This window comes from Burkholderia sp. AU15512 (genome assembly GCF_002223325.1).
Lineage (GTDB): Bacteria > Pseudomonadota > Gammaproteobacteria > Burkholderiales > Burkholderiaceae > Burkholderia.
The window spans coordinates 873,359-899,073 of record NZ_NKEX01000006.1; the positions used below are offsets into that span (position 1 = coordinate 873,359).

A 25,715-nucleotide genomic window follows, 5' to 3' on the forward strand; every position below is an offset into this window, starting at 1 on the left:
GCCGCCTGTCGACCGGGCCGTGAGCCCGATCCTGCTGAACCGCGTCGCCCTTACCGACGCCGCCGATCTGCTCGCCGCCAACCGCGCGAGCCGGAGCCACCATCTGCCGTGGGTCGATTCGTTCACCGACCAGGTGGGATTCGACCAGTGGTTCGGCCGCTGCCTGACGGGGCCGAACGTCGGCCTCGTCGCGCGCGAACGCACGTCCGGGGCGGTGGTCGGTGTGGTGAACCTCAACGAGATCGTCGGCGGCGTGTTCCAGAGCGCGTATCTCGGGTACTACGGGATGGCGGCGTTCAGCCGTACGGGGCTGATGACCGAAGCCCTGCGCGCGGCGATCTGCGTCGCGTTCGGCGAACTCGGGCTGCATCGGCTCGAAGCGAACATCCAGCCCGGCAACCACGCGTCGATTGCGCTGGTTCGGCGGCTCGGTTTCACGAAAGAGGGTTTTTCGCCGCGCTATCTGCGCATCGGCGGCGAATGGCGCGACCACGAACGGTGGGCGCTGCTGGCCGACAGTGAGCCCCAAGCGCGCGCCTAACGCCCGATACCGGGCGATCTTCTTCCCGCCACCGGCCGTCTATAGCGGATGCGCCGTGCCGGCCTGCGTCAGCAGCGAAACGGCCGCCGGATCCGGCATCCCGTTCGAGTCGATTGCACCGGCTTTCGCGAGTGCGGCGAGATCGCTGTCGACACCCGGTTGCCCGACCGTGAACGATGTGGTCAGGAACGCCGGCGCGGTGAGCGCCACCGAATAGCGCTGCTGCAGGTTCGTCACCACGGCCGATTGCGCGGCCTGGACGGTGTTCGCGCTGTTCATCGCCTGCTGATAGCGCGAATTCCCCTGGAAATTGCCGATCAATGTGGCCGTGTTCGTGCCGAGCTGGGCGGCGAGATAGACCAGCATCAGCTCGGTCTCGGGCGTCGTGTTGAACGTGCCGCCCGCGTATGCGAGCGAATGCAGGCTCGTGCCGCCCGACGTCACCGTGATCACGCACGGCAGCGCCGCATTGACCGTCACGTTGTAGTTGCCGCCGCCATCCGTCAGCGTTGTTGCCGACCCTGCCGCGCAACTGACGGTTACCTGCGCGCTGGCGAGCGCGCCGCCAGTCGCGGCCGTGCCGGAAAGCGCGACCGTCTGCGTGTTGTTGTTGTTGTTGTTGTTGAAGCAGGCATCGACGCCGAAGCAGGCGTCGCCGTTGCATGCCTGGAGCGTCGCGAGGGTGGCGACGCAGAGCGTGCCCAGCGCGGGGCGGATGAAACGCGTGGGGCGAATGTTCATGGTCGCGGGCCTTGAGGAGAGTGGGGCAACCGGTGGGCACCGCAGAGAGGGTGCCGTTCATATTCTATGTCTCGAATCGGGAGGGTTGCTTGCCCGATTGGCCCGGTTGGCCCGGTTGTGGCCAGGGGCAGGCCGCCACCGAGCGTGTCATGCGCTGCACGGCTTTGCCGGCATCGCGACGTGACGACGACAGACTGAAATGACGAAGTCCGGAAGCCGGTCGGAAACCTTTCAGTTCCCTTCGCAATTGGTTATGCTGCGGGACGATTAAAACGATGAGAGATCGCGCCGCTTCCAATGAAGCCGGCGCGCCGTTTCCGACATGAACTTGAAACGACAGACGGGCCGGCCGTGCCCGCCGGGTGGCGAGGGCGATCCGGCATCGTCGGCAGGCACGAATCAGCGCGGTATTCGGCACACAGGCAGTACGAAGGCGCGCGGCATCTGGAGGGCCACCACGGCCTTGCTGGCAAGCGCGGTCGTGCTGTTCGGCGGCGCGGCCACGGCAGCGTCCGCCGAAGACGGCAGCACCACCGTCGCGGCTTCGCCGGCCGCCACGCTTTTCACCCCGACCCAGTCGGCCTGCACGCACGTGGCTGCTGCTGCGGCCTATCCGGTCGCCGCAAAGCCCGAAGCCGCCCCACCGTTGAAAGGCCGCGTGACGGACACGACGGGCGTGCTCGGCGCCGCGTGCGCATCCGAGCTGACCGACCGCCTTGCTGCGCTCGAACAGCAACTCGGCGTGCAGATCGCGATCCTGCTGGTCGGGTCGACCGGGCAGTCGACGATCGAACAGTTCGCGACCACCGTATTCGACCAATGGAAACTCGGCAAGGCCGAGGTCAACAACGGCCTGCTGCTCGTCGCCGCGCTCAACGACCGCACCGTACGGATCGAAGTCGGCTACGGGCTCGAAGGCACGATTCCGGACATCGTCGCGGGCCGGATCATCCGCGAGCGGATCGTGCCGGCATTCCGCGAGAACCGCATTGAAGCCGGCATCAGCGATGCGGTCGACGCACTGATACGCAACATGTTGCCGACGGACGTCGTTACGCCGGATCAGGCCGCACCCGCGGCAACGCCCGGCGGGCGCGACGACGCATACGAAACGGCCGCGGCGACCACGACGGATGCCGCGACCGAGCCAACTCGTGCCGCACGGGCCGGCGGCGAACAGTACCAGTCGAACGGCTTGCCCGTGCGGAAACGCGCGAACGCCGGCGGCGTGCGGTTCTGGTTCCTGCTCGGGGTGGCCAATGTGGTGCTGGGCGTGATCGCGCAGTGGCGCCAGCTGCGCCGCAGGGTGGCGCTGCTGGCCGCCTGGCTCGTGGCGGCCGTCGTGCCGATCGTGATGCTGCCGGTCGGCGCGATCTTCGACGGCAATTTCGAAGCCATGCTGGGTGCCGCGGCGTTCGTTCCTGCGGCGGCCGGTGTCGCGCCGTGCCTGCTCGGCATCCACCTGTTCCTGTCGGCGCGCGTGCGCAAAACCACGGCGATCGTGGGCGGAACGCTGTTCATGATCATCGCGATCGGGCGCGAGATGGACTATTCGGTCGGGGAAGTGCTGTCCGGTATTTTCGGCGTGCTGTGCGTGCTCGCCGCGATCTGGGCGAAGCTGATGGGCATCGGCTCGTCGTCGTCATCGTCGTCAGGCTCCCGGTCGGGCTCGAGCTCCGATTCGTTCCGCGGCGGGGGCGGTTCGAGCGGCGGTGGCGGCGCATCGGGCCGCTGGTAGCCACGCCGTGCGGCTTGTCCGCGCCCCCGATTCTTTTCAACTACCGCTCCGTCTGGAGCGTTCAACCGGACACAACCGACGATGAAATGGTTTCGAATCCTGCTCGTGTGCTGCGTGCTCGCTCCGCTCGCGGGGTGCGGCTACAACGCGATCCAGTCGTCTGACGAGGACATCAATGCCGCGTGGTCCGAAGTGCTGAACCAGTACCAGCGACGGGCCGATCTCGTGCCGAACCTCGCCGCGTCGGTGAAGGGCTACGCGTCGCACGAGGAGCGCGTGCTGACCGAGGTGGCGTCGGCCCGAGCGCGCGTGGGTAGCGTGCAGATGACGCCGGAGATGGCGAAGGATCCGGCCGCGCTCGCGGCGTTCGACCAGCGACAGGGCGAGCTGTCGGGGGCGCTGAGCCGGTTGATGGTGGTGTCCGAACGCTACCCGGAACTGAAGGCGAACGAAGCGTTTCGTGATCTGCAGACGCAGCTCGAAGGTACGGAAAACCGCATCGCGGTCGCGCGCGGCCGCTACATCAAGACCGTGCAGCATTACAACGTGCAGATCCGCCAGTTCCCGGGCGTCGTGATCGCGAAGATCTTCGGCTACCAGCCGCGCCCGAATTTCGGCGTCGCGAACGAAGCGGCGATCTCGACCGCGCCGGCGCTCGATTTCTCCGCGCAGCCGCAGTCGCCGAAGGCGAAGGTGGCCGGCGAGTAAGGCCGGCTCACGCATTCACGTATTCAGGGCTTGCGCGCGCTCGCCTTCGCGAACGCGCCGCGCACCTCGAAGCGGATCGTATCGGCCACATTGCCGCGCGCATCGACGAGTTCGAGCCGGTGCCGGCCCGGCCACGGCATCCACGCGACGCGATCGGCATGCCCGATCACCTTGTCGTCGAGCCGCCATGCGAACTTCGTCGCGCGTCCGGCCGAGCGCTCGAACCAGATCCGCTGGTTCTTCGGCGGAATGTCCGGATCGATCGCGAAGATCGTGCCGTCGGTCGGCGTGCCGATCGTCAGCGGCGCGCGCGCGCCGTCCTTGCCCGGCGTGACGGGGGCGGCGAGCCGGATCGTGTCGACCGCCGTTCCCGCGATGAACCACTCGTTGCGCGACGGTTCGATATCGCGTTCGAACGTGATGCGGCGCGTCTCGACGCCGGCCGGCGCGCGCGGCGCACGGCTCGGCTGGTCGCGGTGCAGGTAGCCGACGACCGCCGACCACACCGGCGACGCACCCGTGACGCCCGACACGTCCCACATCGGCGAGCCGTCCGCATTGCCGACCCACACGCCGACCGTATAGCGCGACGTGAAGCCGACGGTCCAGTTATCGCGCATGTCCTTGCTGGTGCCGGTCTTGACCGCCGAGAAGAAGCGCGTCGCGAGCGGATTGTCGAAGCCGAACGTGCGCACCCGTGCGTTGTTGTCGGCGAGGATGTCGGTCACGACGAAGCTGGCTGCCTCGCTGAACACGCGCGAGCCGTCGGCTGCGCGGGCGGGTGACGCGGCCGATGCGCCGGCCGCACCGGCCGCCGGCGCCGGCACGTCGACGACCTTGCGGGCCACGCCGCCGTTCGCGAGCGCGCGGTACGCGTTGGTCAGCGACAGCAGCGTGACGTCCGCGCTGCCGAGCGCGAGGCTGAAGCCGTAGTAGTCGCCTTCCTGCGCGAGCGGCAGGCCGAGCGCGGTCAGCGTGCGCGCGAAGCGGTGCGGCGTGACGAGCACGAGCGTGCGCACGGCCGGCACGTTCAGCGAGCCGCCGAGCGCGCTGCGCACGCTCACCCAGCCCTTGAACTCCTTGTCGTAGTTTTGCGGAATGTACAGTCCGCCCCCGGCGGCGAGGTTGATCGGCGCATCGTCGAGCAGCGACGCGGCCGTCAGCCGTTTCTCGTCGATCGCCTGCGCATACAGGAACGGCTTGAGCGTCGAGCCGGCCTGGCGCGGCGCGAGCACGGCATCGACGTCGCGTGCGCCCGACAGCGCACCGGACGAGCCGACCCACGCGCGAATCTCGCCGGTCGCGTTGTCGATCACGACGACCGCGCCGTCCTGCACGTTGCGCCGGTGCGCGGGCGCGTTGAGTTCGGTCAGCGCGCGCACCAGCGTGTCGCGCGCGAAGCGCTGCAGCGACGCGTCAAGCGTCGTGCGTATCTGCGCGCCGGCCGTTGGCCGGACCTCGGCCGCGATGCGTCGCGCGAAGTGCGGGGCGAGGGCGGCGCCGTCGTCGCGCGCGGCGCCGGACGGACGCGCGATGACGAGCTGCACGTAGCCGTCGAGCGACGCGCAGCCCTGCTCGGCATGCATGTCGCGCAGGATCCGGCATGCCCGTTCGGCGACTTTCGCGGAGGTTGCGTTGGGTGCGCGCACGAGCGCGGCGGCGATCGCGGCTTCGCGGGCATCGAGGCCCGACGGCGCCTTGCCGAACAGCACCTGCGACAGCGCGGCAAGGCCGATCGTCTCGCCGCGGAACGGCACGAGGTTCAGGTATGCATCGAGCACCTGGTCCTTGCGCCAGCCGCGTTCGAGCAGCAGCGCGTTGACCGCCTGCGACGCCTTCTGCGGCAGCGAGCGCTGGCCCGAGCGGCGCGGCGAATCGCTGAGCAGCCCGGCGAGCTGCATCGTGACGGTCGATGCGCCGCGCGTGCGCTCGTTCCACAGATTGCCCCACGCGGCGCCGGCGATGCCGCGCCAGTCGACGCCGCTGTGGTCATAAAAGCGCTTGTCTTCGGACACGACGATCGCCTCGCGAAACGCGGGCGACACGTCGGCGAGCGACACCCAGTCGCCGCGCCGTTCGGTGAGGTCCACGCGCGTGCGCTGCAGCGGCGTGCCGTCGCGCGCGAGCAGCACCCAGTCGGAGCTGCGCCAGTTGCGACGCACGTCGTCGTAGCTCGGCAGCGCATGCGCGACGAGCGGTGCAGCCAGCACGATGGCGACGAATACGCGGCCGGCGAAACGCGCCGGCCGCGGCAATACCAGATCGATCATCGCTTGCTCGTTACTTGCCCGCTTCAGCCGGCTTCACGGTCATCGGCGGGTTCGGCCACAGGCCGTACACGGACGGCGCGTACAGCGCCTCGACACGCGTGGGCGGCAGCCCGAACGTGCCGACGTTGTTCAGCCGCACCGTGTACTCGACCGAGAATTTGCCCTTCGGCAGGTAGTCGTAGTACGCGCGATAGCCGTCGAAGTCGCGCTCGATGAACGCCGGCCACGCACCGTCCGGCGTCTTCTCGCCCTGGGTCGCGGCTTCGGAGTCGCGGCCGAGGCCCGAACCGAGGATCGTCGAACCGGCCGGCACCGGATCGTTGACGACGACCCACGTCATGTCGCTCTGCGCATCGATGTCGAGATGCACGCGCACGACGTCGCCGCGCGTCAGCACGCCCTTGACAGCAGGCGACACGGGCGTGACGGTCTTCGTGATCCGGTAGCCGGCCGCGAACGGAGCACGCAGCGGCACCGCCGCGAGGCTTTCGATCGTGGCCCACGGGCGGCCCGTGCCGTCCTGCGTGACGGACAGCGTGGCCGGCGCCTGCGACGCACGCGGCCACGGCAGCATCACGCTGCGGGCCGCGGCGGCGCGGGTGGCCGGGGTGGCCGACGCCGGCGTGTCGGCGGGCGTGGACGCGGGGGCCGACGCCTGCGACCACGAGATCGTGCGCGCGTCGCCGCCGAGCGCGACCTTCGTCGCGCCGGCCACCGGCGTGCTCTCGTAAGTGCGCGAGAAACGCTCGACCGCGAGCAGGCCGAGCGCGTTCGACGTCGTGGTCTGCCATGCACCCTGGCGCTGCAACGCGAGCAGGCCGGCCGTCACGCGCGGCATCTCGTCCTTCCACGCCGGGTCGCCGGCGAATTCCAGCGCGAGCCGTGCCGCGTTGGTCTCGTTGCTGGTCATCAGCCACCACAGGTCGTCGTCGCGGGCGGTCGAGAACACGAGCTGCGTGCCCTGGTACGTCAGGCGGGCCCGCAGGATCTGTTCGACCTGCGCGCGCTTCTCGTCGCGTTGCGGGATGTCCTTCACGCGCGTCAGGATCGCGTGATAGTCGATCACCGCGGAAGTCGGCCACTGGTTCGGCGCGATCTCGATCGAGCCGAGCATGCGGCCCTGCGCGGCGCCATAGCGCGACAGCGCCTCGATCGCGGCCAGCTTGCGCAGGTCGCGATCCTGGCGCGGCGCCCACGGGTTGCGTTCGAGGCGGCCGTCGACGAAGCGCGCGAGCCCGGCCTCGAGCTGCGTGCGCAGGTCTTCCGGCAGCGCGAAGCGCGGGTCGAGACGGCTCGCCTCGTCGGACACCACGAGCAGGTACGACGACAGCGTCGCGCTGCCGGCATGCGAATCGTCGGACGACGGCGGGAAGTAGCTCGCGAGCCCGTCGCTGTCGAGATACACGGGCATGCGTGCGATCAGCGCCTGCCATTGCGCGGGGTCGCGCAGGCCGATCGCGCGCGAGGTCTGCTGTTCGAGGCAACGGTACGGATAGCGCTCGAACCAGCGCTTCACGCCGGGCAGCCCGTCGGCGAGCTTCGACTGCAGCGACACCGCGATGCCGCCGCGCGGCAGGCCTTGCGCGTTGTTCGCGGCGCCGGCCGGGGAGGCGATCGGCACCGTCAGCGTGCCGTCGACTTGCGCGAGGGTCGCCTGCTGCACCGTGACCGGCAGCGCGGGCACGACCTTCTGCGCGACCGCCAGCGCGTCGGACGCGCGCTTGCCGCCTTGCTCGGCCGCTTCGATGCGCCAGTTCAGCGCACCGGCCGCGTCGAGCGCCTGCTCGGGCACGGTGATCGTCCACGCGACCTCTGCGGCCGTGTTGGCCGCGAGCGAGACGGTTTGCGGCGCGACGTCGAGGCCCGTCACGCGCGGCGTCACGACGACCTGCATCGCGCGGTCGGTCGTGTTGCGCAGCGTGACCTGCGCGCGGAACGCGTCGCCTTCGCGCACGAGCGGCGGCAGGCCGGAGATCAGCTGCAGATCCTGCGTGCTGCGGATCGACGTGCTGCCGGTGCCGAAGCGGTCGGGGCCGACTGCCGCGATCGCGACGATCCGGAAGCGCGTGAGCGCGTCGTTCAGCGGCACCTCGACGGTCGCGCTGCCATTGGCATCCAGCGTCACGCGCGGATTCCACAGCAGCAGCGTGTCGAACAGCTCGCGCGTCGGCGCGCTGCCGCCACCGCCGCCCGCGGGCACGGCCTTGCGGCCGAAGTGGCGGCGGCCCACGATTTCCATCTGTGCCGTGGATGTCTCGACGCCGTACGCGCGTCGCCGCAGCATCGCGTCGAGCAGGTCCCAGCTGTTGTTCGGCATCAGTTCGAGCAGCGCTTCATCGACGGCCGCGACGGCGATCTGCGTGCCGGCCGGCGCGGGCTGGCCGTTCGGCAGCGTGACCTTCACGTGCGCCTGCGCCTTGCTGCGCACCGTGTAGCGCGTCGCGTCGGTCGTCACGGTCACGCCGAGACGGTGCACGCCCGTGCCGACCTTGATCTCGCCGAGACCGTAGCGGAACGCCGGTTTCGACAGGTCGACGAACGCGGTCGGCGCTTCATAGTGACGGCCTTCGCGCCAGAACGCGCGCGCCCATTCGACCGGCGCCTTCCAGCCCCACGTGAAGAACGAGTACCACGGCACTTCGCGAATCCGGCCGCGCAGCGCGAGCACCGATACGTAGACGTTCGGCCCCCACGATTCGCCGACCTTCAGGTCGACCGTCGGATTCTTGCCGTTCAGCTCGACGATGTGCGTTTCCATCACGCCGCCGCGTTCGACCGCGACCAGCGCGGTCGCGTAGCGGAACGGCATGCGTACCTGGAAGCGGGCGGTTTCACCCGGTTCGTACGCGGTTTTCTCGGGGATCACGTCGATCCGGTCGGTGTTGTCGCCGCCGAACCAGAGTTCGTCCTCGCGCGTGACCCACACCGACGTCGACGCGTTCGACGTGCGGCCGTCGCCGTCCTTGGCGACCGCGATCAGCTGCACGTTGCCGGCCTGTTCGAGCGTCGCGTCGCAGGCCATGCGGCCCTTGTCGTCGGTCTTGCCCGAGCACAGCACGCCGAGGTCGCGCGTGTCGCTCTTGTTGTCGTACGCATAGAAGCCGCCGACCATCCGCTTGCGCGACGACGTCGTGATGCGCGCGATGCCCTTGATCTCGATCGGCACCGACGCGCGCGGCTTGCCTTGCAGGTCGACCGCCAGGGCTTGCACGGGCACGCGCTGGCCGACCGATACCCAGCGGCCTGCCTTGATGCCGGCCACGACGGCAGCCGGCCACAGGATCGCGTCGCCGCGAATCGTCTGCACTTCGCCGTTCGGGTCGGCGAACGTCGCTTCGAGGGCGATGCGCTTCGGCGCGTCGACGTCGGGCAGGCCCTTGAGCGTGACCGAGCCGGCACCGTTGCGGTCGAGCGTCAGCGGCAGCTTGTCGGCGATCAGCTTCGTCGCGTCGGGATCGTTGTTCGACGTCGATGCGTTGTCGCCGTCCTGCGAATCGTCGTCGGCATTGCCGTCGCTCGCTTCGGGGCGATACGGCGTGAAGCTGAAATCCTCGAAGCGATCCGCGAACGGCGGCGACGCCCACTTCATCAGCGCCGACACCTGCACCGGCAGGTTCGATGCGCCGCCGCCCGACACGTAGTCGATCTGCACCGCGAGCGGCGCTTCCTTCACGGCGACGAGCGGGCTCTTCTGCGCGTCGCGCGTGCCGATCGAGCCCTTCAGCACCGGCAGGCGGAACGCCTCGACGCGGAAGCTGCCGCTGTAGTAGGTGGCGGTCGGTGCGTCTTCCGGGCCGCCTTCGAGCTCGACGCTGTATTCGCCGAGCTTCGCGGCGGCCGGCAGCGTGAACTGCGTGTCCGCGCTGTGATCGGCTGCCCACGTGAGCGGCAGCTTGTAGGTCTGGCCCGTGCCGAGATGGCGGATCGTCACGCGCGTCGGGTATTGCGACGGGAACGCGAGGCTCTGCAGCGTCTCGGCACGGATGAAATGCTTCATCGACACGGTTTCGCCGGCGCGCAGCAGCGTGCGGTCGAAGACCGTATGCGCGCGCACGGTGCGTGCGCTGTCCGTGTCGGTCGGCACGTTGAAGCGCCACGATTCGATTCCGCGGTTCCAGCCCGAGCTGACGAACGCCATGTCGGGGCCCGTCTTCGGATCGTTCACGCGGGCCGACACGAAGTAGTCGTCGAAGCGTTGCTCCGAGTCGGACAAGCTGCAGGCACGCTTCGATTCGAACGCGCCGTCGATCTTCAGCAGGCCCTGCGCATCGGTCTTGCCGGACGCGATCTCGTCGCCGTTGCAGTCCGACACGCGGATCTGCGCGTTCGGCACGGGCTTGCCCTTGTCGAGCGTCGTGACCCACACGAGGTTGTTTTCGCGGCCCTGTTTCAGGTGCACGCCGAGGTTGGTGACGAGCACCGTGGTGCGCACGTACATGCTCGACGGCTTCGCGAGCAGCGAGCGGCCGAGCGCGGGCGACGCGAGTTCGAGCACGTAGAAGCCGGGCTTGTCGATCGGCACGCCGACGACTTCGAACGGGCGCAGCGCCTTCGGGTCCGCCTTCGGCAGCGTCAGCGCCTGCACGCCGGGTTGGCCCTTGAGCAGCGTCAGCGAACGCACGTCGATGCGGCGATCCTTCGGCGCGGGCGCCTTTTCGCCGGCTTCGCGCGGCACGTACACGGGATGCTGGCCCTTGCGTTCGAGCAGGCCGGGAAGCTGGCGATCGATCGCGCCGGCCGTCATCGACCAGTTGTCGAAGCGGTCGACCGTGCGCATCCACTGGCGGATCGCGGTGTCGTCGTCGACCTTCAGGTTCGAGAACTGCGCGCCCTGGGTGTTGAGGCCGTCGATATGCAGGTCGGCCTCGACGTTGCGCAGCGTGACGGGCACGAGCGCGGGCGAATCGGGTTCGGCGAAACGCTCGACGATCCCGAAGGTGCCCGACGAGAATTTCGCGAGCGGCGGCATCGGCGCGGTGCGCGTCGCGAGCGGGAACAGGTCGGCGTTCGACAGCGGTCGGTCGGTCACGTCGCGCAGGCCCGACGGCAGTTCGATCGTCAGGGCGGCCTGTTCGGGCAGCGGCGGGTTGAACGTGACGGTGGTGACTTCCTCGCTCTTGTCGTCGGCCGCGAAGGTCGGCGCGAGCGTTCCGTCAGGGCCGCGCAGCTTGATCGCCTCGGCGTGCTTGCGCGAGATCGGCGCGTTGAACGACAGCGTGAGCGGGCGCAGCGGCGTGCAGGGCGCCTTCGCGTTCTCGCGTTCGCACGAGAAGCTCGCGGCGAACGGGGCGCGCACGGTGAAATCGAAGCGACGCTCCGTTTCGTTCGGAATGCCGCTCGGGCTCGTGACGCCCTTGCCGTACACGAGCTGCATCTTCGCGCTCGCCGGCAGTGCCTGCGCGCACGACAGCGTCAGCACGCGCGCGGCATCCTTCTTCAGGCCGAAGTGATCGAGCAGCGCGTTGCGCGCATCGTCGTCGGCGGCCGTGACGGGAATGCGGTTGCCGATGCCGGCCGCTTCGCACCAGATGTTCGCGAGCGCCGAGCGCGGTTCGGCCGGGCCGTTCAGCTTCAGCACGAACATCTGCCGTTCCTCGATCTCGCGCGAGCCGGGGCGGACGTTCACCGGGAACGGGCCGCCCGTCTGGAACGTGAAGCGGCGCGGGCCGCTGGCCGCGTTGCCGGCGACCGAGCGCAACGTGTCGTTGAGCGCGACCGAGCAGCGCACGCCGGGCGGCAGGTCGTTTTCGAAATCGTAAACCCAGGTCTTGTCGTCGAGCCAGTGGCCCTGGCCGCGCGCGGCCGTGGAATCGTTGCAGGTCACGCGTGCGGGATTCGGCGCGGAGGCCGAGCCGAACGCGACCATCGGTTCGTCGAACTTGACGACCGTCTGCCGGACTTCGGTGACGGTGCCTTGCGGCGACACGCTCACCGTGCGCGCCGCGCCCGCATGCAGCGACAGTGCGGTGGCGCCGCCGAGCGCCGCGACGGCGCCGATGCGCCAGAGCAGCCGGGTGGTGGGGTGGGTTCGGTTTGCTTTGTTCTGTTTGTCGTGCTGCTTCATCGCTCGATCGCCCTCGGAGGGAAGCTTTCTGTTTGATTGCACGCGATTCTAACCGACCGACCTGCGCGCGCATCGCGCTGCACAGTGTGTCGTCGGCGTGCGACACTGGGGTGCGTGCCGCAGATTTGTCGCGTCAACGACACAAAAATGCAGCGAAATGTCGATTGTCTCGGATTGCGGAACATTTAATGGACTATAAAAAGATTGTTCGATCCGATTTGTGCGCGTACATTTCAGGTCCGCGCCAATGTTTGAGAAATATCAAGCGTGGTTTTCCCGAATCCGGTGTTCGAGAGAAGGAAACATGCACAACGACAACACTCCCCACTCGCGTCGCTCGGGCGACGCAGCCGTAACAGGCATCACACGGCGTCAATGGCTGCAGGGCGCACTGGCGCTGACGGCGGCGGGCCTCACGGGCTCGCTGGCGTTGCGGGCCCTGGCCGACGATCCCGGCACCGCGCCGCTCGATACGTTCATGACGCTCTCCGAAGCAGTGACAGGCAAGAAGGGGTTGAGCCGCGTGCTCGGCCAGCGCTTCCTGCAGGCGTTGCAGAAGGGTTCGTTCAAGACGGCCGACAGCCTGTCGCAACTCGCCGGCGCACTCGCGTCCGGTTCGCTGAATCCCGACCAGGAAGCACTCGCGCTGAAGATTCTTGAAGCGTGGTATCTCGGCATCGTCGACAACGTCGTGATTACCTACGAAGAAGCATTAATGTTCAGCGTCGTATCCGATACGCTCGTGATCCCTTCGTATTGCCCCAACAAACCCGGCTTCTGGGCCGAAAAACCGATCGAGAGGCAAGCCTGATGGCCGATACCGATACGCAAAAGGCCGACGTCGTCGTCGTCGGATCGGGTGTCGCAGGCGCGATCGTTGCACACCAGCTCGCGATGGCGGGTAAATCCGTGATCCTGCTGGAAGCCGGCCCGCGCATGCCGCGCTGGGAAATCGTCGAGCGCTTCCGCAACCAGGTGGACAAGACCGATTTCATGGCGCCGTACCCGTCGAGCGCGTGGGCGCCGCATCCGGAATACGGCCCGCCGAACGACTACCTGATCCTGAAGGGCGAGCACAAGTTCAACTCGCAGTACATCCGTGCGGTGGGCGGCACGACGTGGCACTGGGCCGCGTCGGCATGGCGCTTCATCCCGAACGACTTCAAGATGAAGACCGTGTACGGCGTCGGCCGCGACTGGCCGATCCAGTACGACGACATCGAGCATTACTACCAGCGCGCCGAAGAGGAACTCGGCGTGTGGGGCCCTGGCCCCGAGGAAGACCTGTACTCGCCGCGCAAGCAGCCGTACCCGATGCCGCCGCTGCCGCTGTCGTTCAACGAGCAGACGATCAAGAGCGCGCTCAACGGCTATGACCCGAAGTTCCACGTGGTGACCGAGCCGGTCGCGCGCAACAGCCGCCCGTACGACGGCCGGCCGACCTGTTGCGGGAACAACAACTGCATGCCGATCTGCCCGATCGGCGCGATGTACAACGGCATCGTGCACGTCGAGAAGGCCGAGCAGGCCGGCGCGAAGCTGATCGACAGCGCGGTCGTCTACAAGCTCGAGACCGGGCCGGACAAGCGCATCACCGCCGCGGTCTACAAGGACAAGACGGGCGCCGACCATCGCGTCGAAGGCAAGTACTTCGTGATCGCCGCGAATGGCATCGAGACGCCGAAGATCCTGCTGATGTCCGCGAACCGCGATTTCCCGAACGGTGTCGCGAACAGCTCGGACATGGTCGGCCGCAACCTGATGGACCACCCGGGCACCGGCGTGTCGTTCTACGCGAACGAGAAGCTGTGGCCGGGCCGCGGCCCGCAGGAGATGACGTCGCTGATCGGTTTCCGCGACGGCCCGTTCCGCGCGACCGAAGCCGCGAAGAAGATCCACCTGTCGAACATGTCGCGCATCAACCAGGAAACGCAGAAGATCTTCAAGGCCGGCAAGCTGATGAAGCCCGAGGAGCTCGACGCGCAGATCCGCGACCGTTCCGCGCGCTACGTGCAGTTCGACTGCTTCCACGAAATCCTGCCGCAACCCGAGAACCGCATCGTGCCGAGCAAGACGGCCACCGACGCGGTCGGCATCCCGCGCCCCGAGATCACGTATGCGATCGACGACTACGTGAAGCGCGGCGCCGTGCACACGCGCGAGGTCTACGCGACGGCCGCGAAGGTGCTGGGCGGCACCGAAGTCGTCTTCAATGACGAGTTCGCGCCGAACAACCACATCACGGGCGCGACGATCATGGGCGCGGATGCACGCGACTCGGTCGTCGACAAGGACTGCCGCACGTTCGACCATCCGAACCTGTTCATCTCGAGCAGCTCGACGATGCCGACCGTCGGTACGGTGAACGTGACGCTGACGATCGCGGCGCTTGCGTTGCGGATGTCGGACACGCTGAAGAAGGAAGTCTGACCGTGCGGAAATCTACTCTCACCTTCCTCCTCGCCGGCTGCCTCGCGCTGCCGGGTCTCGTACGCGCGGCCGATGCGGCCGATCCGGCGCTGGTCAAGCGCGGCGAATATCTCGCGGTCGCGGGCGACTGCATGGCGTGCCACACCGCGAAGGGCGGCAAGCCGTTCGCGGGCGGTCTCGGCATGCCGGTCCCGATGCTCGGGAAGATCTACACGAGCAACATCACGCCCGATCCCGACACGGGCATCGGCAACTGGTCGGCCGAGGACTTCGAGCGCGCAGTGCGCCACGGGGTGTCGAAGAACGGCGACAACCTGTATCCGGCGATGCCGTACGTGTCGTACGCGAAGATCAACGACGACGACGTGCAGGCGCTGTACGCGTACTTCATGCACGGCGTCGAGCCGGTCAAGCAGGCGCCACCGAAGAACGAGATCCCCGCGTTGCTGAGCATGCGCTGGCCGCTGAAGATCTGGAACTGGCTGTTCCTGAAGGACGGTGTCTACCAGCCGAAGCCGGCGCAGAGCGCCGAATGGAACCGCGGCGCGTATCTCGTGCAGGGCCTCGCGCACTGCAGCACGTGCCACACGCCGCGCGGCATCGCGATGCAGGAGAAGTCGCTCGACGAGACGGGCGGCAGCTTCCTGTCGGGCTCGGTGCTCGCGGGCTGGGACGGCTACAACATCACGTCCGACGCCAACGCGGGGATCGGCGGCTGGACCCAGCAGCAGCTCGTCCAGTACCTGCGCACCGGCAGCGTGCCGGGTCTCGCGCAGGCGGCCGGCCCGATGGCCGAGGCGATCGAGCACAGCTTCTCGAAGATGACGGAAGCCGACATCGGCGCGATCTCGACGTACATTCGCACGGTGCCGGCCGTCGCCAGCGGCGATGCGAAGCAGTCGCGCGCGTCGTGGGGCAAGCCGGCCGAAGATGGCCTGACGCTGCGCGGCGTCGCGCTCGCGTCGTCGGGCATCGATCCGGCCCGGCTCTATCTCGGCAACTGCGCGACCTGTCACCAGATGCAGGGCAAGGGCACGCCGGACGGCTATTACCCGCCGCTGTTCCACAACTCGACGGTCGGCGCATCGAATCCGACCAACCTCGTGCAGGTGATCCTGAACGGCGTGCAGCGCAAGGCCGGCAGCGAGGACGTCGGGATGCCGGCGTTCCGCCACGAGCTGTCGGATGCGCAGATCGCCGCGCTGACGAACTACCTGACCGGGCAGTTCGGCAATCCGGCCGCGAAGGTGACCGAGCAGGACGTCGCGAAGCTGCGTTGAGGCGGCGCGCGACGAAGCAGGGCGATAACTGACAAGAGGAGGAGCACAGCACATCGGGTTGTTGCCCGATGCCGGTTGTTGCAGAGCGGGGCGGGCGGCGCAGGCGGCCGCCCGTCCTGGTTCATTCGCAATCCGGTGCGCCGGGCGTGTTTTCGCCATGCGCATCGCTTTCGTTGATCGACACCATGACACCGAACCAACCGTTTCTCGCGTCCCAGCGCGATGTGCTGCTGCTGCTTGCCCGGATCCTGCTCGTGATCCTGTTCGTCATGTTCGGCTGGAAGAAGATCGTCGACTTCCCCGGGACCATCGCGTTCATGGGTTCCGAAGGCGCGCCCGCGCCGATCATCTCCGCCGCGATTTCCGTCGTGATGGAGTTGTTCGTCGGGATCGCGATCCTGGTCGGTTTTCAGACGCGGGCGCTCGCGCTGCTGCTGGCGCTCTATACGATCGGCACCGGCATCATCGGCCACCACTACTGGACGATGACGGGCGGCGAGCAGATCAACAACATGATTCATTTCTACAAGAACATCGCGATCGCCGGCGGCCTGCTCGCGCTTTGCGCGGCGGGCCCCGGTCGTTTTTCGATCGATCGCGGATAAACGGACCCGGGGCGCGCGCATGGGGCACGCGCTGGAAGGTCGAGACTCCGAGGGGGCATCATTTTGCGACTCAAACATTTCGCATGGCTGATCGCGGCTGCCACACCGGCGGCCGCTTTTGCGCAGACGAGCGTGACGCTGTACGGCCGCGTCGACGGCGGCATCGAATACCTGAACCACATCGCGAAGCCGAACGGCGGCAGCGGGACCCGCTGGAGCGCCGAAAGCGGCGACTGGGGCACCAGCATGTTCGGGCTGAAGGGCATCGAGGATCTCGGCGGCGGGCTGTCGACGGTCTTCAACCTGGAAACCGCGTTCCAGGTGATGAACGGCCAGACGGGCGGCGGCCGCATGTGGTCGCGGCGTGCGTACGTCGGGCTGAAGAGCAACACGTGGGGCCAGCTGCAGGCCGGCCGGAACCTGTTCATCGACAGCGACGGCGTGTGGGAATTCGACCCGTTCGTGCAGCAGGCGTTTTCGTCGGCCTCGCTCGTGCGCGGTCGTAACTGGCAGCAGACCAGCAACAACATCGAGTATCACAGCCCGGTGATCGGCGGCTTCGACGTGCAGGCGCAATACGCGTTCGGCAATCAATCACGCGGCTTCAACTACGGTGCGGCCGACGATTTTGGCCGCTCGGACGGGATCATGATCTCGTACCACTCGCCGTTGCTCGACGTGCGCGGCATCTACGACGAACTGCGCGACAACAACGGCAAGTTCAGCAACATCTTCACCGCGTCGCGCGAGTATTTCGTCGGCGCGAACGTGAAGGTGTCGAAGTTCAAGATCCAGGGCGCGTATACGCATTACCAGGCGCCGGATAGTCCGGCCGGTGTTGCCGATCGGGCCGATCACTACTGGCTCGGCGCGACTTACACCGCGACGCCGCAGTGGGCGGTGACGGGCGGCGGGTACTACGTGAAGGTGGGCGATGGCGGCGGCGATGCGTCGCACGATCCGTCGGGGCACGCGATGATGTATGTGCTCGGCACGACGTACAACCTGTCGAAGCGCACGTTCCTGTATGGGACGGTTGCGTATGTGCGAAATGGCGGGAATTCGAATTTCTCGCTGCTCGCGACGCCGCGGGATGCGACGTCGGGGACGAGCCCGATGACGGGTGAGTCGCAGACGGGGGCGTATGTGGGGATGATGCATACGTTCTGAGCAGGCGGTTACGCGACCGGTACGCAACGCACGGGCGGTGGCTGCCCGTCCGTTGTTGTGTTTACGGGGTATGAACGGTGTCGATCAAAACCCGCACAGCTCCGTCGTCGTCAGCGTCGCGAACGGCCCCCCAAGCGTCGCGTTGTGATGCGCGACGATCCGCTCGGCCGGCAGCTCCGGTGTGTCCATGCAGGTATGTGCATCGGTCACGAGCACCGCACGAAAGCCGTGATCGGCGGCCGCACGGCAGGCCGTATCGACGCAGTACTGGGTCTTCATTCCCGCGATGACGATCTCGCCGATGCCGGCTTCGCGCAGCCATTCGGCGAGCCGCGTACCGGCGAAGCTGCTCGACTGCGCCTTGTCGAACACGATGTCACGCTTCATATCGATCTCGAGCTCCGGCACCAGCGCGGTCAGCGGGGAACCGGGCGCAATCGGCGAACCGACAGGCCCGGTGTGGCGCACGGCGAACACCGGTGCATCGGCTTCATGCGCGCGACCGATCAACCGGTTGATGTTCGCGAGCACGCGTTCACCGTCGTAAGGATGCTCGGGGCCGTGAAACAGGCCAACCTGCATGTCGATGACGAGCAGTGCGCGTTTCGGGGAACAGACTTCTGGCATTGCGTTTCTCCTGAGTGACCGATACGGACGGAGAAACGACAAGACCCCGTCCGGAACCGGAGGGGCCTGTGAGGGATGGCGCTACGACCTTGCGCGCACTCGCCGCACGAGCCCGCCGAAGGCGGTCGTGCGCGTCGTGGTCGAAGCGGTGGTCGTGATGTGGCGCATGAAGCGATCATGCACGATGCGCGCGCGCCACGTCAATCGCGCATCGTGCATCAGCCACTAGTCAGTCGAGCGCCTTTCCGGCCTTCTCGTCCATGCAGCGAATCGCGAGCAACGTCATCGCGCCACACCCGATCGCATACCACGCAGGCGCATTCGGATTCCCGGTCGCCGCGATCAGCCACGTGACGAAGAATTGCGCGAAACCGCCGAAGATCGCGACGCCGACGCTATACACGAGCGCGCCGCCGGTGGCGCGCACCGCACGCGGGAACAGCTCGCCGAGCATCGCGCCCGTCGCGCCGATGTTGATCGCATGCACGATCGACAGCGCGGCGATGATCGACAGCAGCGATGCGGCGCCCGGCCAGCGGTTCAGTGCGATGAACGCGGGGTAGATCGCGGCCATCAGCACGATGCGCGTCCACCAGACGATCCGGTTGCGCCCGTAGACGTCGGACAGGTGGCCGCCGATCGGCGTCACGAGCATCAGGATCGCGCCCGCGACGCAGCCGGCCGTCATCGACAGCCACGTCGGCAGGTGCAGCACCTGCACGCCGTAGATCGCCATGTAGAACACGATGATGTAGTGGATCGACGTGCCGCCGATCGTCACGCCGAGGCCCGCGAACACGGCCTTGCCGTGATGGCGCAGCACGTCGGCGAGCGGCAGCGATGCAACCGGCTCGTCGTGTGCGGCGGCAGGCGCGGCGGCCGGCACTTCCTCGACGGTGCGGCGCAGCCAATAGCCGAGCGGCACGAACAGCGTGCCGATGATGAACGGCACGCGCCAGCCCCAGCTTTCGAGTTGCGCGGCATTCAGCGTCGACGTCAGTGCGACGCCGGTCAGCGCGCCGGCGAGCGCGGCGAGCCCCTGGCTCGAGAACTGGAACGACGCGTAGAAGCCGCGACGCTGCTGCGGCGCCTGTTCGAGCAGCAGCGTGGTCGACGCGCCAACTTCGCCGCCCGACGCGAACCCCTGCAGCAGGCGCGCGAGCACGAGCAGCAGCGGTGCGGCGAGCCCGATCTGCGCGAAGGTCGGCGCGACCGCGATCGTCGCGGTGCCCAGCGCCATCAGCAGCAGCGTGAGGATCATCGCCTTCTTGCGGCCGGCGCGGTCGGCATACATGCCGATCACGAGCCCGCCGAGCGGGCGCGTGACGAAGCCGACGCCGAAGCTCGCCACCGCGAGCATCAATTGCCCGAACGGCGAATGCACGGGAAAGAACAGCTTGCCGATCAGGATGGCGAAGAAGCTGTAGACCGTGAAGTCGTAGAACTCGAGCGCGTTGCCGACGGCGGCGGCCGCGATCAGCCGGCGTTTCTTCGCGGCGGCGCGTGCATCGACCGGCGTGCCGGCGAACGAAAGGGCGGACGTTTCCATGTGGGGCTCCCCGTTGGGCGCGAAACGATGGGGTGAAGGGCCGTCAGGCCGCGAGCCAGGCTTCGGCGATGCGAACCCAGTAGCTCGCGCCGATCGCGAGGATGTCGTCGTTGAAGTCGTAGCCGGGGTTGTGCACCATGCAGCCGCCCTTGCTGCCGATCCCGTTGCCGATGAACGCGTAGCAGCCGGGGCGCGCTTCGAGCATGAACGCGAAATCCTCGCTGCCCATCAGCGGCGCGGCGTCGGTTTCGACGCGTTCGGCGCCGAGCATCTGGCGCGCGATGTCGGCCGCGAACGCGGTCGGCTCCGCGTGATTGACGAGTACCGGGTAGCCGTAGTCGTAGTCGACTTCCGCCGTGACGCCGAAGCTTTCCGCCTGGCCTTTCGCGAGCGCTTCGATGCGGCGCGCGAGCAGCGCGCGCACGTCGGCGTTCAACGCGCGCACCGACAGCTTCATCGTGACGGTTTCGGGAATGATGTTGAACGTCTCGCCGGCGTGCACGCTGCCGACCGTGATCACGGCCGCATGCTGCGCATCGACCTCGCGTGCGACGATCGTCTGCAGCGCGACCATGATGCTGCCCGCGGCCGACATCGGATCGTGCGCGAAATGCGGCATCGCGCCGTGGCCGCCGACACCGCGCAGCGTGATCGTCACGCGGTCGGCCGACGCCATCGCGGCGCCGGTGCGGAAGGCCATGTCGCCGGCCGCGCGGCCCGGCATGTTGTGGATCGCGAAGATCGCGTCGCACGGGAAGCGGTCGAACAGGCCGTCGTCCATCATCGCCTTCGCGCCGCCGAAGTTTTCCTCGGCCGGCTGGAAGATCAGGTTCAGCGTGCCGGAGAACTGGCGCGTGGCCGCGAGGTGGCGCGCCGCGCACAGCAGCATCGCGGTGTGGCCGTCGTGGCCGCATGCATGCATCTTGTTCGCGTGGCGGCTCGCGTACGGCAGGCCCGTGGCTTCCGCGAGCGGCAGCGCGTCCATGTCGGCGCGCAGCCCGACCGTGCGCGTGCCTTGCCCTTCGCGCAGCACGCCGACCACCCCCGTCTTGCCGATGCCGCGATGCACTTCATAACCCCATCCGGCGAGCAGCTCGGCGACGAGGTCGCTCGTGAGCGTCTCCTCGAACGCGAGCTCCGGGTGAGCGTGAATGCGACGGCGCACTTCGACCAGCTCGGGTGCGATCGCGGCGATACCGGGGATGACGGGGTTCACGGCTTGCAGCATGGTATCTCCTGTGGGGCAGGTGGGCGTTTGACGCACATATGACGAGCAAGCATATAAATTTCTTTTGTGTACCAGAAGCTGATAAATTGCTTTGGTGCTCACCACCGGTTGCCGCTCGGGAATACCCTGAGCCGGCGTGTGCCGCGCAGCACAGGGTTTCCACGGATCACGCGTCGCCGCCATGAAATACCATCAGCTGAAAGCGTTCGTCACCGTCGCGGAAGAGGGGAGCATTCGCGCGGCCGCGCGGCGCCTGAACGTGTCGCCGGCGGCGTTGACGAAGGCGGTCAAGGAACTGGAGATCGCGCTCGGCGTGTCGCTCGTCGTGCGCACCGCGCGCGGCGTGCAGCTCACCGCGTTCGGCCAGCAGTTGCAGGTGCGCGCGCGGCTGATCGTCGCCGAAATGCAGCGCGCCCGCGACGACATCGAGCAGGCGCAGGGCGCGATGACGGGCTCCGTCGCGGCGGCGATCACGCCGGCCGCCGCGGTGACGATCCTGCCCGATGCGTTTCGCGCATTCCGGCGCCGCTTCCCGGTGGCGCGCGTCAACCTGATCGAAGGGTTTCCGGGGGTCGCGCTGCCGCGCCTGCACGATGGTTCGCTCGATTTCGCGGTGGCCGTTGTCGTGCCCGAACTGCTGGCGGCCGAATTCGATCACGCGGAACTCTATGCGAGCCGGTCGCTGATCGTCGCCCGCAAGGGGCATCCGCTCGCGTCGGCCACGTCGCTCGCCGAGCTCGTCGAAGCCGACTGGCTGATGAACCCGTCGCCGGAAAGCTCGACGCAGGTACTGTTCAATTCGTTCGTCGCCTACGGGCTGCCGGTGCCGGCGCGTGTCGTCGAGTGCCCGAGCTTCGGGCTCGCGCGCAGTCTGATGATGGAATGCGACCTGATCGCGTCGATGCCCGAGCAATTGTTGCAGGCCGAATGGGCGCGCGACCAGCTCGCGGTGCTGCCGATCCGCGAGCGCCTGCCGGGCGTCTCGATGCAGGTCATCACGCGTCGCGACAGCCCGCTGACGCCGGCAGCGGCGATGCTGCTCGACTGCCTGCGTGATTCCGCGCGGCGCAAGGGGCTGCGGTGAGCCGGCGCCCGCGGCGGGCGATCTTCAATGCATCGTCATCCTGACGATTATCCGTACGGCGTTGTCGTCGTTTGACGGGCACGCGGCTTGCGCAGCGGGCACGCCAATCCGGCGCATGCCGCGCGAGCCGGTATCATAGCGGCCGGCCCGCCGCTCCGGCCGGCCTCCAACCACATCGCCATCCGGCATCCAGCAATCAGAGGCATTTCATGACCAGTGCAACCCAATTCGACAACGTATCGGTCGTCAAGCGCGCGAACGTCTATTTCGACGGCAAGTGCGTGTCGCATACCGTGCTCTTCCCGGACGGCACGCGCAAGACGCTCGGCGTGATCCTGCCGTGCGCGCTCAACTTCGGCACGGACGCCCCCGAATTGATGGAAGTGCAGGCCGGCAAGTGCCGCGTGAAGCTCGACGGCAGCAGCGAATGGCAGACCTACGGCGCCGGCGAATCGTTCTCGGTGCCGGGCAAGAGCCGCTTCGACATCGAAGTGCTCGAGACGCTCGATTACGTTTGCAGCTACCTGTAACACGCAGCCGCGCAGCAAAAGAAAAGCCCCGCCGAAGCGGGGCATGTCGCAAGCGGATGGCGCCCAGGCCATCCGAAGCGCCTGTTCTCGTTACAGGCAGGCGTTGATGTCGCCGGCCGACGATGCATCGCCGCCGCGGAAACCCACCCAGGTTTTCGCATTCGCGGCGTTGGCCGGGCGCACGACGGCCGCGGCGCCATTCGGCGGCTGCTGGCCCGGCGCATACACGGCCATGGCGAGGCCGTTCGCGAGTTCATACTGCGACGTCACTTGTTGCTGCGACTTGTCGGCCCAGGTCTTCGCGATGCACTGCGCGACCTCGTCGGCGGGTTTCTGGCTTTGTCCCACGTTCTGCAGGGCAGAATCGGCTGCATGAGCAGAAAATGCCACGGTCAATGCGATGAGCGGTAAGTATTTCGCGTTCACGTTATCTCCCTCGAGTCGTGATTGATTGAGTGGGATGCGCAGCACAGGACTGCGTACAAGTGAGATTGCATCGGCGGAGCACGGTTCCGGCTATTCCGAAACAAGTTGTTAACGCGCTTGCCAAATGGCGGCTCCGATGCTCTGCAGCGTTGCTGCGGCGCGGCATGCATCGTGTGCGGCACGACGTCATGCGCTGCGTGGTCGGCGCGCTGCCCGGTCGTGTGGTGACGTGACGGCCGCGGCGAACGGCATGTGTCTGCATGCCGTGCCGTGACTCTTTATTGGATCGCGAAGTGGAATGGCTAGATGGATGGCCCCGTCGCATGAGCACCATGATGACAAACTTTCGCCCGTCGAATTGTTAACCAACTTTAAACACGGGAAGCGACGGAATGCGATGCGGCACGCGAGGGGCGTGCCGCATCGAGCGGAGCGTGCGCGGCGAGCGTGCCGCGCAGTGCAGTCGGTCAGCCGGCCTTGCGCGGGCCGATGTCGCGCAGGTTGGCGGGGACGATCGGGCGGAAGCGTTCGCGCTTCTGTTCGTCGTCGAAGTGCTGGAGTGCGGGCTTGATCAGGTCGCTGCGCGACACGATGCCCGTGATGCGCATCGATTGTTCGTCGTCGACGACCGGCAGGCGTTCGAGGCCGAGCATCGCGAGTCGCGACGCAACGACGCGGCAGGTTTCGTGCGCCTGCGCGACCGCCGGCGCGCGGTCGGCGAATGCGCCCGCGATCGGCGTGTCGGCCGCGGCCTGGGCGCGCAGTGCGTCGAGCGTCGCGCGATCGACGAGACCGAGCAGGCGGCCGTTCTGCACGACCGGGTACGCACGGTGCGTCTGCTTCGCGCCGAAGTATTGCGACTCGACGGCATCGAGCGTTGCTGCGCCGTCGATCGCGACGAGCCGGTCGGCCGACGTCATCACTTCGCCGATGTCGTGCCGCTCGAGCGGATCGACGCCGTATTCGCGATAGATGTGATAGCCGCGGCGCGCGATCTTTTCCGTCATGATCGAGCGCTTCATCACGATGGTCGCGAAGCCGTGCGCGACGAGCGTCGCCGCGAGCAGCGGCAGCAGTGCGTTCGCGTCGTGCGTGAGGCCGAACGCGAACACGATCGCGGTCAGCGGGGCGCCGAGCGTGGCGCCCAGCGTCGCGGCCATGCACACGAGCGGCCACAGCGCCGGGTCGCCGCCCGGCAGCATCGGCGACAGCACGGTGCCGAGGCCGGCGCCGAGCATCAGCAGCGGGGCGAGCACGCCGCCCGACGTGCCCGAGCCGAGCGCGATCACCCACATCACGGCCTTCACGATCAGCAGCGCGAGCGCGATCTTCAAGGCGATGTGCTGATGCAGCAGGTCGCCGATCACGTCGTAGCCGACCCCGAGCGCGCGCGGCTCGAGCCAGCCGCCGATGCCGATCACGATCGCGCCGAGCGCGGGCCACCACATCCAGTGCACCGGCAGCTTCGCGAAGGTGTCCTCGACGCGATACAGCGCCGCCGACAGGCCGCATGCAAGCATGCCCGACAGCAGGCCGGCCACGATGCACGACAGCAGCGCGACGGGCGTCGGTGCGGCCGAGGTCAACGGAAACAGCGGATCGACGCCGAAGAACACGGCGCGGGCGAAACCGGCCACCGCGCAGGCGAGCGCGACCGGCAGGAAACTGCGCGGGCGCCATTCGAACAGCAGCAGTTCGACCGCGAGCAGCACGGCGGCGACCGGCGTGCCGAACACGGCCGTCATGCCGGCGGCCGCACCGGCGACGAGCAGCGTCTTGCGCTCGGCGGCGGTGACGTGCACGCACTGCGCGATCAGCGAGCCGAGTGCGCCGCCCGTCATGATGATCGGGCCTTCGGCGCCGAACGGGCCGCCGCTGCCGATCACGACGCCGGACGACAGCGGCTTGAGGATCGCGACCTTCGGCGACATGCGGCTCTTGCCGAACAGGATCGCCTCGATCGCTTCGGGAATGCCGTGGCCGCGGATCTTTTCCGAACCGAAGCGCGCCATCAACCCCACGATCAACCCGCCGATCACCGGCACGACGATCACCCATGCGCCCAGCGTGTTGTTCGCCGGCGAGCGGTCGGCGAACGAGAACTGCTGGTAGAAGAACAGGTTCGTGAACAGGTGGATCAGGCTCAACAGCACGAATGCGGCCAGCGTGCTGAGCAGGCCGATCCCGGCGGCGAGCAACGCGATCCTGGGCAGGCGGTCGTTGGTCGCGAAATCGCGTTTGTGTGGTGCGTTCATCGGAGTGGAAAGAGCAGGGGTCAGTAATCGATCTGGGGAACCTGGAACGCGTCCTTGAGCGACTTCAGCTCGGCGCGATGCATGGCCGCGAGACGCGCGAGCAGCGTTTCGCCGGCTGGCTCGAGGTGGACCTCGACCTGGCGGCGATCCGCTTCGCTCGTCTTGCGCTTCACGAGGCCGAGCGCTTCGCAGCGCGTGACCAGCGCGACGACGCCGTGATGCTGCGCCTGCAGGCGTTCCGCGAGCTCGCCGATGGTCGCCCATTCGCGATGCGGATAGCCCTTGATGTGCAGCAGCAGCAGGTATTGCAGCGGCGTCACGCCTTCGCTTTGCGCGGCGCGTTCGGAGAAGCGCTCGAAGCGGCGCATCTGGTAGCGGAACTCGGACAGTTGCTGGAAATCGCCTTTCGTCAGCGCGCGTCGGGTATCGTTCATCGGGGCGGTCGGACAGTCAGTTTCGGTAGCGATGA

The 25,715-nt window shown here is 67.7% G+C and carries 19 protein-coding genes; 10 read left to right on the forward strand and 9 right to left on the reverse strand.

Annotated features, from left to right (window positions below; all coding sequences use genetic code 11):
- Positions 1–19: 19 nt before the first annotated feature.
- Positions 20–541 (forward strand): GNAT family N-acetyltransferase, encoded by a 522-nt coding sequence (locus CFB43_RS23290; protein WP_089498108.1) that lies wholly within the window; start codon positions 20–22, stop codon positions 539–541.
- Between the two features lie 39 nt (positions 542–580).
- On the opposite strand, the gene CFB43_RS23295 is transcribed toward CFB43_RS23290, so the two are convergent.
- Positions 581–1,282, reverse strand: coding sequence for a hypothetical protein (locus tag CFB43_RS23295; protein ID WP_089496749.1), 702 nt, complete (start codon positions 1,280–1,282; stop codon positions 581–583).
- A 322-nt stretch (positions 1,283–1,604) separates the two neighbouring features.
- On the opposite strand from CFB43_RS23295, the gene CFB43_RS23300 reads away from it, so the two are divergent.
- Together CFB43_RS23300 and CFB43_RS23305 are read left to right on the forward strand one after the other, a co-directional pair.
- The gene (locus CFB43_RS23300; RefSeq protein ID WP_089496750.1) at positions 1,605–3,020 is read left to right on the forward strand and encodes a TPM domain-containing protein; all 1,416 of its coding nucleotides are present in this window, start codon (positions 1,605–1,607) and stop codon (positions 3,018–3,020) included.
- 81 nt (positions 3,021–3,101) lie between these two features.
- Entirely contained in the window at positions 3,102–3,728 is a 627-nt protein-coding gene (locus CFB43_RS23305; protein ID WP_089496751.1) for a LemA family protein, read from the forward strand.
- 23 nt (positions 3,729–3,751) lie between these two features.
- Here CFB43_RS23305 and pbpC read toward each other — a convergent pair whose 3' ends face one another.
- Together pbpC and CFB43_RS23315 are read right to left on the reverse strand one after the other, a co-directional pair.
- A complete protein-coding gene (pbpC, locus tag CFB43_RS23310) occupies positions 3,752–5,998 on the reverse strand; it encodes a penicillin-binding protein 1C (RefSeq protein ID WP_089496752.1) in 2,247 nt (748 codons plus the stop codon).
- A 10-nt stretch (positions 5,999–6,008) separates the two neighbouring features.
- Positions 6,009–12,062 carry an alpha-2-macroglobulin family protein gene (locus tag CFB43_RS23315; protein ID WP_089496753.1) on the reverse strand — a complete coding sequence of 2,018 codons (6,054 nt, stop codon included), beginning with the start codon at positions 12,060–12,062 and terminating at the stop codon, positions 6,009–6,011.
- A 304-nt stretch (positions 12,063–12,366) separates the two neighbouring features.
- On the opposite strand from CFB43_RS23315, the gene CFB43_RS23320 reads away from it, so the two are divergent.
- The 5 genes from CFB43_RS23320 to CFB43_RS23340 all read left to right on the forward strand — a co-directional run bounded on the left by CFB43_RS23320 (position 12,367) and on the right by CFB43_RS23340 (position 17,547).
- Complete coding sequence (locus CFB43_RS23320; RefSeq protein ID WP_089442267.1) at positions 12,367–12,873, forward strand: sugar dehydrogenase complex small subunit; 507 nt, start codon at positions 12,367–12,369, stop codon at positions 12,871–12,873.
- Positions 12,873–14,492 (forward strand): GMC family oxidoreductase, encoded by a 1,620-nt coding sequence (locus tag CFB43_RS23325; RefSeq protein ID WP_089496754.1) that lies wholly within the window; start codon positions 12,873–12,875, stop codon positions 14,490–14,492. The genes CFB43_RS23320 and CFB43_RS23325 overlap by 1 nt, the downstream gene beginning before the upstream one ends.
- 2 nt (positions 14,493–14,494) lie before the next feature.
- On the forward strand, positions 14,495–15,772 hold the full coding sequence (locus CFB43_RS23330) for a cytochrome c (protein ID WP_089496755.1): 1,278 nt from the start codon (positions 14,495–14,497) through the stop codon (positions 15,770–15,772).
- Positions 15,773–15,957: 185 nt separating this feature from the next.
- A complete protein-coding gene (locus tag CFB43_RS23335) occupies positions 15,958–16,377 on the forward strand; it encodes a DoxX family protein (protein WP_089429075.1) in 420 nt (139 codons plus the stop codon).
- 63 nt (positions 16,378–16,440) lie between these two features.
- Positions 16,441–17,547: a porin gene (locus CFB43_RS23340; RefSeq protein ID WP_046548031.1), complete on the forward strand. Its 1,107-nt coding sequence runs from the start codon at positions 16,441–16,443 to the stop codon at positions 17,545–17,547.
- An 84-nt stretch (positions 17,548–17,631) separates the two neighbouring features.
- Here the strand turns inward: CFB43_RS23340 and CFB43_RS23345 are convergent, their stop codons facing one another.
- From CFB43_RS23345 to CFB43_RS23355, 3 genes are all read right to left on the reverse strand, one after another.
- On the reverse strand, positions 17,632–18,174 hold the full coding sequence (locus tag CFB43_RS23345) for a cysteine hydrolase family protein (protein WP_089496756.1): 543 nt from the start codon (positions 18,172–18,174) through the stop codon (positions 17,632–17,634).
- Positions 18,175–18,403: 229 nt separating this feature from the next.
- Positions 18,404–19,723: an MFS transporter gene (locus tag CFB43_RS23350; protein ID WP_089496757.1), complete on the reverse strand. Its 1,320-nt coding sequence runs from the start codon at positions 19,721–19,723 to the stop codon at positions 18,404–18,406.
- A 43-nt stretch (positions 19,724–19,766) separates the two neighbouring features.
- Positions 19,767–20,951, reverse strand: coding sequence for a M20 aminoacylase family protein (locus CFB43_RS23355; protein ID WP_089496758.1), 1,185 nt, complete (start codon positions 20,949–20,951; stop codon positions 19,767–19,769).
- A gap of 181 nt (positions 20,952–21,132) precedes the next feature.
- On the opposite strand from CFB43_RS23355, the gene CFB43_RS23360 reads away from it, so the two are divergent.
- Both CFB43_RS23360 and ppnP read left to right on the forward strand, forming a co-directional pair.
- A complete protein-coding gene (locus CFB43_RS23360) occupies positions 21,133–22,035 on the forward strand; it encodes a LysR substrate-binding domain-containing protein (protein WP_089496759.1) in 903 nt (300 codons plus the stop codon).
- A 209-nt stretch (positions 22,036–22,244) separates the two neighbouring features.
- Entirely contained in the window at positions 22,245–22,565 is a 321-nt protein-coding gene (ppnP, locus tag CFB43_RS23365; RefSeq protein ID WP_006478890.1) for a pyrimidine/purine nucleoside phosphorylase, read from the forward strand.
- Between the two features lie 90 nt (positions 22,566–22,655).
- Here ppnP and CFB43_RS23370 read toward each other — a convergent pair whose 3' ends face one another.
- The 3 genes from CFB43_RS23370 to CFB43_RS23380 form a co-directional block, all read right to left on the reverse strand.
- Positions 22,656–22,991 (reverse strand): hypothetical protein, encoded by a 336-nt coding sequence (locus CFB43_RS23370; RefSeq protein WP_046196524.1) that lies wholly within the window; start codon positions 22,989–22,991, stop codon positions 22,656–22,658.
- 467 nt (positions 22,992–23,458) lie between these two features.
- A complete protein-coding gene (locus CFB43_RS23375) occupies positions 23,459–25,246 on the reverse strand; it encodes a chloride channel protein (protein ID WP_089496760.1) in 1,788 nt (595 codons plus the stop codon).
- A gap of 20 nt (positions 25,247–25,266) precedes the next feature.
- On the reverse strand, positions 25,267–25,680 hold the full coding sequence (locus CFB43_RS23380) for a MarR family winged helix-turn-helix transcriptional regulator (protein ID WP_089442277.1): 414 nt from the start codon (positions 25,678–25,680) through the stop codon (positions 25,267–25,269).
- Between the last annotated feature and the right edge of the window lie 35 nt (positions 25,681–25,715).